The 13,093-nt window shown below is 44.4% G+C and carries 18 protein-coding genes and 2 pseudogenes; 11 read left to right on the top strand and 9 right to left on the bottom strand.

The genetic code is table 11. The features are described from left to right. Positions 1-93 precede the first annotated feature (93 nt). Entirely contained in the window at positions 94-495 is a 402-nt protein-coding gene (locus tag RIM23_RS06690; RefSeq protein ID WP_446336864.1) for a response regulator, read from the top strand. On the opposite strand, the gene RIM23_RS06685 is transcribed toward RIM23_RS06690, so the two are convergent. Beyond that, positions 496-690, bottom strand: coding sequence for a hypothetical protein (locus RIM23_RS06685; protein ID WP_446365561.1), 195 nt, complete (start codon positions 688-690; stop codon positions 496-498). 165 nt (positions 691-855) lie between these two features. Between RIM23_RS06685 and RIM23_RS06680 the strand changes: the two are divergent. Beyond that, positions 856-945, top strand: a pseudogene (locus tag RIM23_RS06680) (response regulator); the annotation flags it as partial. A 144-nt stretch (positions 946-1,089) separates the two neighbouring features. Here the strand turns inward: RIM23_RS06680 and RIM23_RS06675 are convergent. Next, positions 1,090-1,983, bottom strand: a complete 894-nt coding sequence (locus RIM23_RS06675; RefSeq protein ID WP_446365559.1) for a tetratricopeptide repeat protein — start codon at positions 1,981-1,983, stop codon at positions 1,090-1,092. A 67-nt stretch (positions 1,984-2,050) separates the two neighbouring features. Then, positions 2,051-2,233 (bottom strand): annotated as a pseudogene (locus tag RIM23_RS06670) (RNA-guided endonuclease TnpB family protein); the annotation flags it as partial. A gap of 34 nt (positions 2,234-2,267) precedes the next feature. On the opposite strand from RIM23_RS06670, the gene RIM23_RS06665 reads away from it, so the two are divergent. The 7 genes from RIM23_RS06665 to RIM23_RS06635 all read left to right on the top strand — a co-directional run bounded on the left by RIM23_RS06665 (position 2,268) and on the right by RIM23_RS06635 (position 7,769). Then, a complete protein-coding gene (locus RIM23_RS06665; protein WP_446365557.1) occupies positions 2,268-2,390 on the top strand; it encodes a hypothetical protein in 123 nt (40 codons plus the stop codon). A 149-nt stretch (positions 2,391-2,539) separates the two neighbouring features. Beyond that, positions 2,540-3,736, top strand: a complete 1,197-nt coding sequence (locus tag RIM23_RS06660) for an RNA-guided endonuclease InsQ/TnpB family protein (RefSeq protein WP_446365555.1) — start codon at positions 2,540-2,542, stop codon at positions 3,734-3,736. A 161-nt stretch (positions 3,737-3,897) separates the two neighbouring features. Continuing rightward, entirely contained in the window at positions 3,898-5,340 is a 1,443-nt protein-coding gene (locus tag RIM23_RS06655; RefSeq protein WP_446365553.1) for an efflux RND transporter periplasmic adaptor subunit, read from the top strand. Between the two features lie 274 nt (positions 5,341-5,614). After that, the gene (locus tag RIM23_RS06650; protein ID WP_446365551.1) at positions 5,615-5,911 is read left to right on the top strand and encodes a BrnT family toxin; all 297 of its coding nucleotides are present in this window, start codon (positions 5,615-5,617) and stop codon (positions 5,909-5,911) included. After that, entirely contained in the window at positions 5,901-6,185 is a 285-nt protein-coding gene (locus RIM23_RS06645; protein ID WP_446365549.1) for a hypothetical protein, read from the top strand. Before RIM23_RS06650 ends, RIM23_RS06645 begins: the two co-directional genes overlap by 11 nt. Positions 6,186-6,384: 199 nt before the next feature. Next, positions 6,385-7,602 (top strand): ABC transporter permease, encoded by a 1,218-nt coding sequence (locus RIM23_RS06640; protein ID WP_446365547.1) that lies wholly within the window; start codon positions 6,385-6,387, stop codon positions 7,600-7,602. A gap of 20 nt (positions 7,603-7,622) precedes the next feature. Continuing rightward, positions 7,623-7,769: a glycine zipper family protein gene (locus RIM23_RS06635; RefSeq protein ID WP_446365545.1), complete on the top strand. Its 147-nt coding sequence runs from the start codon at positions 7,623-7,625 to the stop codon at positions 7,767-7,769. A gap of 62 nt (positions 7,770-7,831) precedes the next feature. Here the strand turns inward: RIM23_RS06635 and RIM23_RS06630 are convergent, their stop codons facing one another. Next, a complete protein-coding gene (locus RIM23_RS06630) occupies positions 7,832-8,191 on the bottom strand; it encodes a hypothetical protein (RefSeq protein WP_446365544.1) in 360 nt (119 codons plus the stop codon). A gap of 183 nt (positions 8,192-8,374) precedes the next feature. Between RIM23_RS06630 and RIM23_RS06625 the strand changes: the two genes are divergently transcribed. Continuing rightward, entirely contained in the window at positions 8,375-9,148 is a 774-nt protein-coding gene (locus tag RIM23_RS06625) for an ABC transporter ATP-binding protein (RefSeq protein ID WP_446365542.1), read from the top strand. 76 nt (positions 9,149-9,224) lie between these two features. On the opposite strand, the gene RIM23_RS06620 is transcribed toward RIM23_RS06625, so the two are convergent. The 3 genes from RIM23_RS06620 to RIM23_RS06610 all read right to left on the bottom strand — a co-directional run bounded on the left by RIM23_RS06620 (position 9,225) and on the right by RIM23_RS06610 (position 11,879). Beyond that, complete coding sequence (locus RIM23_RS06620; protein ID WP_446365540.1) at positions 9,225-10,091, bottom strand: DUF4388 domain-containing protein; 867 nt, start codon at positions 10,089-10,091, stop codon at positions 9,225-9,227. Between the two features lie 370 nt (positions 10,092-10,461). Then, positions 10,462-11,001, bottom strand: coding sequence for a GTP-binding protein (locus tag RIM23_RS06615; RefSeq protein ID WP_446365538.1), 540 nt, complete (start codon positions 10,999-11,001; stop codon positions 10,462-10,464). Positions 11,002-11,012: 11 nt separating this feature from the next. Further along, on the bottom strand, positions 11,013-11,879 hold the full coding sequence (locus RIM23_RS06610) for a DUF4388 domain-containing protein (RefSeq protein WP_446365536.1): 867 nt from the start codon (positions 11,877-11,879) through the stop codon (positions 11,013-11,015). Positions 11,880-12,038: 159 nt separating this feature from the next. Here RIM23_RS06610 and RIM23_RS06605 point away from each other — a divergent pair, with 159 nt between their 5' ends. Continuing rightward, a complete protein-coding gene (locus tag RIM23_RS06605; protein ID WP_446365534.1) occupies positions 12,039-12,347 on the top strand; it encodes a hypothetical protein in 309 nt (102 codons plus the stop codon). Between the two features lie 7 nt (positions 12,348-12,354). On the opposite strand, the gene RIM23_RS06600 is transcribed toward RIM23_RS06605, so the two are convergent. Continuing rightward, the gene (locus RIM23_RS06600) at positions 12,355-12,777 is read right to left on the bottom strand and encodes a roadblock/LC7 domain-containing protein (protein ID WP_446336873.1); all 423 of its coding nucleotides are present in this window, start codon (positions 12,775-12,777) and stop codon (positions 12,355-12,357) included. Positions 12,778-12,856: 79 nt separating this feature from the next. Continuing rightward, positions 12,857-13,093 (bottom strand): hypothetical protein (locus tag RIM23_RS06595; protein WP_446360733.1); only part of this gene is annotated, 237 nt, incomplete at its 5' end.

Here is a 13,093-nt window from a genome sequence, read left to right as displayed (position 1 = left end):
TGATTTTTTTGGTGGCAACATTGCCCAGTCCCTGTCAGACTGATGATCAAACCGCACTTTTGTTGAAAAGACGACTTTCTTGATGCAACGCCCATGAAAACCGTTCTGATTGTAGAAGACGATCCCATTAATCTTCGCGTTTTTTCTAAAATTCTCACGAAGCGGGGTGGCTTGAATGTCAAGGGAACCGAAGATGTAGAGGAGGTCATGAAAATTGCCCACGCGGGAGATGCAGATATTATCTTGATGGATGTTTCCCTAGCTCACAGTGTTTACCAGGGTAAGCCAGTGGACGGCATCAAAATTACCCAGATGCTCAAAGCTGATGCTCAAACCAGCAATCTGCCCATTATATTAGTCACGGCTCATGCTATGGAAGGCGATCGCGAAAACTTCCTTAAGCAAAGTGGTGCTGATGGTTATATCTCTAAACCTGTTGTGGATCATCAACAGTTTGTCGATCAAATCCTGGCGCTTCTGCCTAAAGATGATTAGTCAAACCTGAGTGAGAGCGACGCCTCCAATAACCGATCTTCGGATAGGGACATCAATCCTCTGGAACTGGGTGCTGACATTGCCGAAAAACTGGAGTCTTACTAAAGTACGTTTGTACTGTACCACAACCGTTTCGGCAAAATACAGAGGATGAGAAATTTGAGAACCCTTGCGATCGGTTCCCGTTAATACCATCCCCTAATACCGAGTCGTTTTCAATCCTAGTCGATCAGAGCTACCGGGAACAGGGGGGGTAGGGGAAGCCGGGATAGAGAACTTGGTCTGTATTGCCCAGTCCCTATCAGACTGATGATCACATCGCACTTTTGGGGAAAAGATAATGTTCTTGATGCAATGCCTATGAAAACCGTTCTGATTGTAGAAGACGATTCCATTAATCTTCGCGTTTTTTCCAAAATTCTCACGAAGCGGGGACCCTTCTTGGTAGAGGACGATTAATCCTTTGTAACTGGGTGCTGACATTGCCGAACCACTAGAGTCTTGCTAAATACCACAACCGTTTCGGCAAAATATAGAGGATGAAAAACTTCAGAAAGCTTGCTATCGGTTTTGTTTATTCACTCAAATTTTGATTTAAGGGGTAACTTCCACTTGTACAGGAACATTGCCACTAGGGGCAATGGTTGCCTGGATTCTGGGGTTTGCCAAGAATTTTTGAGTATCAGAGATCAGACGTTCCCCCCAAAGATTTTCCTTGAGGAACTCTAAATCAGCATAACGCTCATCTGAGCGGAGGGCAGTTTCCCCTAGGGCAAGTCCTCTGTCTTGCTCCCCTTGGGTATAAAGTGCTACCGCTATAGCCAGCTTTGGTTCAGCGGCTTCTGGATCAATCGCGATCGCGGCTTGCCATTTCTCAATCGCGCCAGCCACATCTCCCTGCTCATACTTGACCAACCCGATATTATTGATCGCGGGCCACACGGGCCAAGTATCGTTGGGTTCCTGAGCTGCAGCTTTTTGGTATGCCGCGATCGCTTTAGGATACTGATCCAGCATATAGTAGGCGTTGCCTAAATCAAACAACGCTTCGGGAACATCAGATTCTAGCTTCAAACCAGCTTCTAATTTGGAGACAGCTGTCCGATAGTCCCCTTTCTGAAAATAGGTATTTCCCAAGGAGAAGAGAACACCAGCCTCTTCGGGTTTCAAGGATTGAGCCTTAGAAAGCGCCTCAATTCCCTCATCCAATTGCTGGTTTTGTACATACAAGGTTCCCAAAATAAACCAAGTTTCAAAACTATTGGGGGCAAGCTGAGTTGCTAGTTTAGCTCTAGACAATGCTAGATCGTATTGCTGAAAACGAGTAAGCTGAACGGCATCCTGCGCTAGATTCAAGCCTTGCTGCTCCAATTCCTCAGCATTGAGCTGTAAAGTATAGGGAAGCAGGGCTTGGGCGGATACAGGAGCAGGTTTGCTCAACCAAGCCAGCAGAACAAAAATGGGCAATAACAGAATACGTTTGAACACGGCGGAGTCTCAAACCACAATAAGGAATCTTCAGCTATGGTGACATCCTCCGACGATGAATCAAAGATTACATCGTCGGCTTCCCAACCTCACGATTGGGCATTGCTCCCCTACGCCAGTTATCTAGGCACATAACCCCCGACACCTCGACTTGAGAGCCAATTTATTGCTTCTCCAGAGTCCCTGGATAAGTTTCTATTCCACGATTACAGATTTCTTGGGCAGCCGCCACATCACGATCTACTTCATAATCCTAACCGACGTTGTAGCACTTTCAGCAGACGGTGTTCGGTTTTGAAGAATTTGCGCGTTCTCGTCCAGGGAATTCTGTGCAAGACTGGAGCCGCCAGGATATCGGGGCGGGTTCTACCGCTAATCTGCGGGAAAAAACCGATCACCTAAATTGAGGATGCCCTTCGTCAGTACGGTTAGTATGGAAATAAAGGAACTTGAACGGCTTAGACGGGCGTCGTTGACCGGAAATAGTGGGTTCAGGCTCCCCGTCCTTTTAGGACGGCTTTATGTTATAATATTTCTGTAAAAGTTTTCACGTCAAATGTTAGTTTTTGAGTTTAAGGGCCAAGGGAAAACAGCTCAATATTTAGCGATTGATGAGGCGATCTTAACCGCTCAATTTGTCCGCAATAAGTGCATCCGTTACTGGATGGATAATGAAGGTGTTGGACAAAAGGATCTGTATCGTCACAATACATCGTTGAGAGCTGAGTTTTCTTTTGTTAAGAACTTAAACTCTCATGCTTGTCAAACGGCTGTTGAAAGAGCATATTCGTCAATTGCCCGATTCTACAGCAATTGTAGAAAGTCTATTCCGGGAAAAAAGGGTTATCCAAAGTTCAAGAAAAATTCCCGTTCTGTTGAATACAAAACATCAGGATGGAAATTATCGGGAAACCGCAAGCAGATAACCTTCACAGACAAAAAAGGAATTGGTAAGCTCAAGCTCAAAGGGACGTGGGACTTAAACTTCTATCAACTTGGGTCAATAAAACGAGTGCGGTTAGTCCATCGCGCAGATGGCTACTATGTACAATTCTTGGTTAGCGCCGAGAACAAAGTAGAAGGGGAGCCAACAGGCAAAGCTATCGGATTAGACGTAGGACTCAAAGAGTTCTATACCGATAGTAACGGTCACAAAGAACCCAACCCTCGCTTTTACCGAGAAGGTGAAAAACGTCTAGGGTTCCTTCAAAGACGAGTTTCACACAGGGAAATTGGCTCAGCCAACCGAAAAAAAGCCATTAATCGACTAGGAAGAAAACACCTCAAGATAAGTAGGCAGCGTGAAGAACACGCCAAGAAAACGGCGCGTTGCGTAATCCAATCTAATGATTGGGTCGCTTACGAAGACTTGAGGATTAAGAACTTAGTCAAAAATCATTGTTTAGCCAAATCGATTAGTGATGCAGGTTGGTATCAATTCAGAAAATGGCTAGAGTATTTCGGAGTTAAGTTCGGCAAGATAACCATTGCGGTTAATCCTGCCTACACCTCCCAGAAATGTTCTAGCTGCGGCACGATAGTTAAGAAGTCCTTATCCACTAGAACCCACGTCTGTCGATGTGGATGTATTTTGGATAGAGATTGGAATGCAGCTATCAATATTCTGAAATTAGCCTTCAGTACGGCAGGGCATGTCGGAACTTACGCTTCTGGAGACCCGACCGCTACCTTGATTGGAGAAATCCTGTCAGGGCAAGTCAGGTCTATGAAAGAAGAATCTCCGTCCTTATAGGGCTCAGAGTGTCAAGTAGCACCAACTGAGATAGCCAAATCGGTGCAACGGAAACAGATGATTGATTGTTTGTTTTTGCGCCTTGCGAGGAAAATAAGTGTTCACTCCTTAAAAGCAAAAACTCTGCTGTAGCAGATTGATGGGGAAACCTGACACAGACTATGGGTAAAGTCAATAATCCTCTCCCTTGGGTAATGGGAATCATCACAGCCAGCCTTCTTGTCGCGGGCGGTGCGGGATATTTTGTGATTGCGGCAAAACCAGCCAAAATTAACCTTGATGAACTAACTGTACCAGTGGATGTGCAGGATTTAGCAGTACGGATCACGGCAAATGGCACAGTACAACCGATTCAAACCGTCAACCTCAGTCCGAAAACGTCGGGTCGTTTGGTCAAGCTTGAAGTCGAACAAGGGGATCAGGTTGACGCGGGAGACGTGGTTGCGGTAATGGAGCAAGAGGATGTTAAAGCTCGGTTTTTAGGAGCTAGAGCTGACCTACAGCAGGCACAAGCCCGTCTCGCTGAAGCCAAAGCTGGTCCTCGTCCTGAAGAAATTGCCCAAGCCAAACAGCGATTTCAGCAAGCACAAGCTCGTTTGGCTGAAGCTCTCGTCGGTAATCCTAGAGAAATTGACCAAGCCGTTGCTCAAGCCCAAACTGCCAGTTCTCGCTTAGATTTAGCCACAGTAAGAGTCCAACGGTATAAGTACTTGGTGGATGAGGGGGTGGTATCCCAAGATCGGTTCGATGAGGCATTAACTGAAGCCCGCACCGCTAAAGCTCAGCTTGAGGAAGCTAAACAACGCTTAGCCCAAGTCCGCAATACTAAAAACACTGAGGATGAAGCTAGCCCAGAGATTGTGCAGCTCAAAGCGGCAGTCAACGAAGCTGGTTTCGCTGTGCAGCAACTGCTCCAGGGAACTCGCCCAGAAGAAATTGCCCAAATCGAAGCTGCAGTAGAAGCGGCGAAAGCCCAAGCCCAAGCTGCCTACATCCAACTACAAGACACGATTATTCGTGCGCCTTTTCCGGGGATTATTACTCAGAAATATGCCACGGTTGGCGCATTTGTCACGCCGACAACCTCCGCATCAAGTACGGCTTCAGCTACCTCCACATCAATCGTGGCATTAGCGACCCAACAACTGGAAGTTTTGGCTGAAGTTCCCGAAGTTGATATTGGCAAAATTCAAGAAAAACAGCCGGTACAAGTTATCTCAGATGCGTTTCCGGATCAGGCTTTCCGAGGTCAGGTGAGACTAGTTGCCCCAGAAGCTGTTGTAGAGAATGATGTTACGTCTTTTCAAGTGCGAGTTGCCCTGGCACCCGAAGCGCAAGAGAAATTGCGCTCAGGTATGAATGTTGACTTGACATTTTTAGGGGAACCTATTAGCAATGCTCTGGTTGTTCCTACAGTGGCGGTTGTGACTCAAGAGGGCGAAACTGGGGTGATGGTTCCTGATTTTGAAGATCAGCCTAAGTTTAAATCGGTCACAATTGGAGCAACTATTGAGGATAAAACTCAGATTATTAGGGGATTGAGAGAAGGGGAAAAGGTTTTTATTGATTTACCTGAAAACTATCAACCGGAAGAAGATGAGTAGCAGAAGAAGGAAGAAGCGGTGACAGATGTAGACAAAATACCTGTTTTTACTGTAAGTCAACAAGGACAAGCTTTCTATCTATTTCAGTTTAATTTATTTTTCAATTAATTGCTAGTTTGTTGTTGTGTTAGCATACTCAAAACGGAAGAACCGACACCGGATGAACTGATATTATCTCAATCAATATCGTCAGGTAAGTTATCGATTGACATTCCCGTCAACTCAATTGACAGCGTATTGACGATGTAAATACATCCTGCCTATACTTAGAGGAATGGACGTATATTTCATACTCAACGGCATCACTTTTGTTTGGAATGAACAGAAGGCGCGGCAAAATCTTGCCAAGCATGAGGGTGTTACCTTTCAACAGGCGGCAGAAGCTTTCTTTGATCCCTTTTTAGTCGTTGTTGATGCAAGTCGCAATGATGAAGCGCGAGATGCTGTCATTGGTTTGGATAAGCGCTGGAATCTCCTGTATGTGGTTCATATTGAGCGGGATGATGACATGATTCGGATTATTTCGGCTCGTAAAGCAACGAGAAAGGAGCGTGACTACTATGAAAACTGAAACATTAAAAAAACGATTGGATAAAAACCGTCCGATGACCAGTATCACCATTCGCATTCCTGAAGATGTGGTGGAAGATCTCAAGCGGGTAGCTCCATTACTGGGGTTTTCAGGTTATCAACCCTTAATTCGCGCTTATATTGGTCAGGGGCTGCGAGTGGATTTAGAGCGATTAGAGGGAGATACGGTTTCTGCTTTGATTGCCAGTCTAAAGCGTCGTGGCGTGAGTGATGAAGTGATTCATGAAGCACTCAGCGAAGTGGCTCACAACTGAACCTGATTAGAGACGCGATCACACTCCTCACCCCAACAAGGGCGATCAAACCCCCTCTTTTCATCTAAAACGGGATGCTCCCAGATCAGAAGGCTAGGATCGGAAAAGAGAGAGGATCTAGACACAACGGTATTCGCGTCTGGAAAGCTGACGAACCAGAAAATCTATAATTCATAATTTCTAATTTATAATTCACCAAATGGATATTGTAGAAAGCATCAAAATGGCATCCACCACCTTGATGGCAAACAAGCTACGCAGTAGCTTAACCATGCTAGGTATTATCATTGGGAATGCCTCAGTGATCGCGATGGTGGGAATTGGACAAGGAGCGCAAAAGCTAGCCTCTGAACAGTTTGAAGCTCTCGGTCCTAATGTTTTATTTGTCATGCCTGGCTCTCGTGAAGCGCAACAGACAACGGTTGATTTTCCGAAAACATTAGTTTGGAAAGACGCTCAGGCGATCGCGACTCAAGTCCCAGCCGTTGCGGAAGTTGCCCCGCAAATTAATCTGAGATATTTAATCACATACCGCAATCGAAATAGTAATTCATTGGTGACAGGAACGACCCCAGAATTTCTATCTGTTCGTAGCTTTAATGTTGCCAGAGGACGGTTTTTTACCGATATTGACATTAAACGCAATAACCAAGTTGCCGTTCTGGGTTCTGAAATCGTCGAAAAATTATTTGGCTACCAAGATCCGATTGGTCAATCGGTGCGGATTAAAGATGTTAGCTTTGAAGTGATTGGGGTGATGGAATCCAAAGGTACTTTTTTAGGAAATAACCAGGATGATGCGGTGTTTATCCCTCTGAGTACGATGGCGAATCGATTGCGGGGACGCACATCTCCTTACGGCGTCGAAGTTAGCTGGATTGCTGTTTCTGCTAGGGATAGAAATAGTATTAGTGCGGCTCAGTTTCAAATTGAAAACTTACTGCGGCGACGCCACAAGATTGTGGGTGAAGATGATTTTGGCGTTCAGACTCAGGAAGATATCTTGCAAATCGTCAATACGGTGACAGGTGCATTAACGATCATGCTCGCCGCGATCGCAGCTATTTCCTTAGTTGTTGGCGGTATCGGCGTGATGAACATTATGCTGGTGTCAGTTAGGGAACGAACCCAGGAAATTGGACTGCGGAAAGCCGTGGGTGCTAGAGAACAGGATATTCTAATTCAGTTTATGATTGAGGCAATTATTCTCTCCGCCGCTGGGGGGATAATTGGAACAGCAATTGGTGTGAGCGGTGTTTTGCTTGTCGGTGCTGTAACGCCATTAAAAGCCGGCATTTCCCCCATGGCTATTCTCGTAGCTGTCAGCGTGTCTGGAGGAATTGGCTTATTCTTTGGCGTTGTTCCTGCCAGACAAGCAGCGAAACTTGACCCAATTGTGGCGTTGAGAAGCGCTTAGAGTTTATGTAGAGACGTGCCATGACATGTTTGTTAATATTAGGTACGGGTTTAGGCTCAATTGTAGGAGAGGGTTTAGGCATAATTGTAGGGGCGGGTTTAGGAACTAAAATCAGCTACTCAGAACTAAATGAAAAACAAAACCCGCCCTACCTCACCAATAAATGAGAAAATATACCCTTATATTATGTCCGTTTTAAAAACAAACTTTGTTTAAATGAGATTGACTTCTACTGATTTACTAAAAACACTGGAGCTTCGAGAACATGGAAATATATCAGTGCCAATACAACTAAGGTGTAAACCGTTGACGTGCCAAAACCAATAAGTAAATCTTTTTTATGATTCCGTTGCGTTTGCTCAAAAAACATATCTGTTGCCCCCAGTTGCATCATTAAGATTCCTAGAATGTTTGAGAGCCAGTAACCAACAGCAGTGAGCGGTAAGAACAAATCAGGAAAAATCCAACTGAACAGATATGCAAAAAGGTAGGCAATGGGCATATTAAAAAATAAATCATTCCACCAAGATAATGGTGAGAGCATATAGCCAATTCCCATTAAAAATCCACCTCTAAATTTTTTTAGCATTGAACTTACCCGGTCTATCTATAGCTTTGATGAAATATCATGATTATAAACCAAAAATACTATTTAGGTTTTTGTTCGTTATCAGTGGGTAGGGCGGGTTTTGTTGTTGAGTTATTGGTGAATACATAATTGAGTTCCTAAACCCGCCCCTACAATTGTCTTCTTGATTAACCGTAGGAATTTATGCACGACTCTATCAATTTTCCATCATCCATCCATGCGAAGTCAGTTGAGCCACCCATCATTATTCGTCTAGAAAATATCTCTAAGGTTTATGGTACGGGTAACACAGAAGTCAGAGCTCTCAGCCAAGTGAATCTAACCATAGACAAAGGTGAATACTGCTCTATTATGGGGGCGTCGGGTTCGGGCAAATCAACTGCCATGAATATTATCGGCTGTCTTGATCAACCCACGTCTGGACGCTATTACCTCGATGGTGTGGATGTTTCTCATCTGGATAATGCTCAATTAGCTGGGATTCGCAATGTCAAGATTGGCTTTGTGTTTCAGCAGTTTCACCTCCTACCTCAACTTACCGCCTTAGAAAATGTGATGTTGCCCATGGTGTATGCTGGAATTTCCCCCCAAGAACGCCGCGATCGCGCTATGAGTGCTTTACAGGGGGTGGGATTGGAAAACCGCCAGTTGAATAAGCCCAATCAACTGTCTGGCGGACAACAGCAACGGGTAGCCATTGCCCGGGCGATCGTGAATCAACCTGTATTACTTTTGGCAGATGAACCAACAGGGGCACTGGATTCTCATACAACGGCTGAAGTTATTAGTTTATTCAGTCAACTCAATGGGGAGGGAATTACAGTGGTGATGGTAACTCACGAACCGGATGTCGCTCGTTTGACTAAACGTATTGTTTGGTTTCGGGATGGTGAAGTCATTCATTCGTATTTGACGCCAGAGGAAATGGTAAAAGTAGCAACAGCGTCGTCAGCCTAAATCCGGAGGGCGGGTTTAGTCAAATCTAGTTAAAACCGAAATGATAGTTGTGAAACCCGCCCCGACAAACACGCCATTAAGTTCCAACTGATATGGGTTTGGCTTTATTGTTACGCAAAAAACTTATAAAGTTTTGTACGAAAGATTGACTGAGTGTTTGGATTTCGGATTCTTCCGTCAATTGTGCGGGTAAGGGTTCAACGGATTGAGTGGGTAGATTTCCTACTAATAATGGTACTTCTTCGGCTAAACCTACTGTGATCAGGGCAAAAGCAATTTGCTGAACTTTTTCTATCGGTAGTCGTAGTTCTCTGGCGATCATTTTGAGAGAAACAGTCCCTTTTGTATACTCCCAAATCTGCCATTCGATCGGATCTAGTCGGTAATGGAATTGACTTGTCTTGGTACTGATTAAACCGCTATTGGGATCAGGTAATTTATCGGCTAAGGTATGCCAGTGTCGCAGAACCCGCAATCCCATTAATGTGGCTTCGGTGGCGGGTATACTTAACCCCGTCATTTCTCGTCCAGGTAAGAGTACATTATGCTCAAATGTAAATTGAGCATCTTTGAGTTGAAACATGATACCAATTTGCTGTAAAACCTGAACTTGGAATAACTGTTTGAGATGTTCAGTTTGCAAAACTCCGTGATTTTTGAGGCACAATCCCAGAGGTTTTCCAGTGGGACAGCACCATTGGATTAACTTGGCTACCACGCGATCGCTAACCCACTTGTATTGCTTAATCAGTGCAACTAAACCTTGACTATCCAAGCGATTAGCCGCCGCAACAATACGACCTTGGTAGACCCATATATAATAAGGAATTGCTGGACTGGCTAAGGCGGCGCGTAATGTGAGTAACCCAGTTTTTTTTCCTTGTTGAATTAAATGAAAAAGTTCGGGAAGGGACAAATCAGATAAGTAACCTGTAATCGCCATTGTTTTAGATAGTTTTAGAATCAAACTTTAAAGAACACCATCACAGACTTCAATCAGGCATGACTTGTTGAATGTTAGAAAAACTAGCAAAATTTAATAGTTTTTTAATACTATCACAAGTTAACAATTATTCATATTAGCCAATAGTCTGAATTTTTGCGATTTATAACCTATGGAGGATGCGATGACATTCTCCCAGAGGCTCACAGGATCAATCATGATTTACAAGAATGGGATTTGCCCTCTGTTTCTTCTGGCATTGGGATGCTTGTATCTAGAACAAACTGTCCTTTCCCATTTGATTGAATTATTTAGTTTTTATCTCTACTGTAAAATATTTTTTATTAAAACTCTTGAACCTGTCAAAATACTATGTTTTTGTTTTGACGGCAAAGTTTAAATAATGTTCAATTAAGACAATTAGAGTATCAATAACAGAATCTTTTTCATTCGCATTTAATGTGACGAAAGGCGGACGAGTTTTTTCATCCACAAAACCTAGAGCGATCGCGACATTTTCTTCAGACCAAGCGCCTTCACAATCCCTGTGGGTCAAGCCAATTAGCATTGGAATATCTACCCTCTGTTTCATAAACGCTAGCAGCTTACGGGCTAAGCGAAAATCGCTGGGTCGGTGAGCATCAACTAAAATGATATAAGCATGGGCTTTGCGAATCAAGATATCCCACATAAAATCGAAGCGAGCTTGTCCCGGTGTACCATAGAGGTGCAATGCCATTTCTGGGGCAAATTGTAAGCGTCCAAAATCCATCGCTACAGTTGTTTTCTTCTTGATGTCAGTGGTTTGATCGGTTGAGACTCGATCCGTATCGACTACGGCAATCTCGCTAACTGAGCGAATGAAGGTGGACTTGCCAGCACCCACAGTACCTGTCACAACCAGACGCATAATTTCCACCGTTACTTGCTGCTCCTCAAGAAACCCAGCAGGTTTTGCATAAAGGAATGACTAACGCCAGAGACATTATCCTCCTTACCACCGTGATTTGTTCCTGCAGCTACAGGCTCTAGTACATCTTCTGCCATTGCTTTAGAACGAGACAACGCCGTCATCATGGGAACTTCTTGGACTAAACCCACGCTGATCAGTCGGAATGCCGTTTGTTGAATTATTTCTATGGGTTGTTTGAGCTGAGTTGCCATTGTATTCAGAGAAATCGAGCCATTCGAGCGCTGCCAAACTTGCCCTTCCACAGAATCCAAGCGCAGATGACGCTTACCAATCACCACCCTAGACAGACCGGAGCTTGGTTCTGGAAGTTTGTCTGCTAATAATACCCAGTCTCTTAACACTCGTAAACCCATCAGCGTGGCTTCGGTGGCGCTGAGGCTCAAGCCAGTCATTTCCGTGGTGGGCAAAGTCGCTTTAGTATCAAATTTAAATCGAGCCTCCCTCAACCTAAACAAACCACAGACTTGCCTTAGCACTTGAGCATGGAACAATAGTCTGAGTTGTTCCGGCGAAAGAAACGATTGAGTCTTTAAATATAAACCAATCGGAATATTTGCTGGACAACGGTTCACCTGCTCTCGCAGCACTTCCGGGCTAATCCAACCTCGTTGTACAATCATGGCGAGCAAGCACTGGTGATCCAAACGATTGGTCACCGCGACAATGCGACCTTGATGTAATAGCAAATGGCGTACCCGTTTCTCATGATTCTCTGTGTGAAATCGCAAGGTCAGCAATCCAGTTTTGCTGCCTTGATCCAGAAATTGAAATAGTTCGGGGAGAGAAAACTCCGACAAACAACTTGTAATTGCCATTACTTGTTCACTACTGTCTAAAAAATTGTCAAAAAAATAGGCAGCCTTTAGACTTATTGTCTTAGGTCTGAAACCCGAATTGAAGAATAATCAATTTTTTGTTACTTTTCTTAGATAAATCATAAATATCTTTATGATCTATAGTAATCTATAGTAATCGTGTTATCCTTACCTTGGCAACATCAGTCAAAGGGCAACGGGAGCAATCAGAATAAGTTTACACTGACTGATTCAAGATTGGGTGTCGATGCTGAGGATGCTTTCGGTTTCAATGAGTTGTCTGCCAGCAGCGCTTTAGCTTACCTCACCGACTTGATGGCTCTGGGATTGAATCTATACCCCGATTTGCGCTTAAACTCAAGTCTACACGGCATTCTGGAAAAACTCATGCTTCGGCTGGTGAACGGCGCATCCCACCTCGTCACAGCCATGATAGAGGTAGGAGATCAAGTGCAGTTCCCGTCGTAGTCATGAATTATTCGGCAACCTGTGATTGAGTGTCATAAGCTCCTGATATTTTCCGGATCGGATCAAGCGCTGCTTTGAGTTCTGGGATCACACGTTTAATTTCCAACAAAAGTACGCCTTGTTTCGCCGCTTTGCTGGCTAAAACGAGTAATACAGCATATTCGCCGCAATTGGTCAAAATACCATAGCCGCGATCGCCCTCCACGTAGATACGATCAAGATAGCCTCTGGACAACTCTGATCCAATCCGCTCTCCTAACGACAGCATCGCTGCTGACATTGCAGAAACTCGTTCTTCGTCCATCTCATTGGGTAAGCTTGAAGCCAAGGGTAGCCCATCGGGAGACACCAGAGCTGCTCCCTGAACCTCACTGGTGCCAGTGACAAAATTTTGCAAAATGCTCTCAATTTTCGTCGTGTTAATGGTCATTGTCATCATCCTCGATAAGTCTGGGTTTGAGCTGGTGAGACAGTCAAAGGGTATGAATACTATCAGAACTATCTATTATTCAAGTATCCAACTCTATCTCACAATCGAACTTATCACGGACTTTTTTGGATGAGGAGACAAGGGAGCAGGGGGAGATGGGGGTTCTGTAGGAACGGGTTTTACCGTTCAAGCGATGGGTGAAGGCTCCCACGCTCTTTAGCTGGGAGATGAAACCGAGCGAACCGTCTAGGTAGCGAATAAATTCGCCAGTCAAATAATTCGGATAACGTTCTACTATTGTGGTAATGTAAATACA

The organism is Coleofasciculus sp. G3-WIS-01 (assembly GCF_040223135.1).
In the GTDB taxonomy this organism is placed as follows: Bacteria; Cyanobacteriota; Cyanobacteriia; order Cyanobacteriales; family Coleofasciculaceae; genus Coleofasciculus.
The sequence above is the reverse complement of the archived record's forward strand: the minus strand, read 5'-3'. Positions and strand labels throughout refer to the sequence as shown.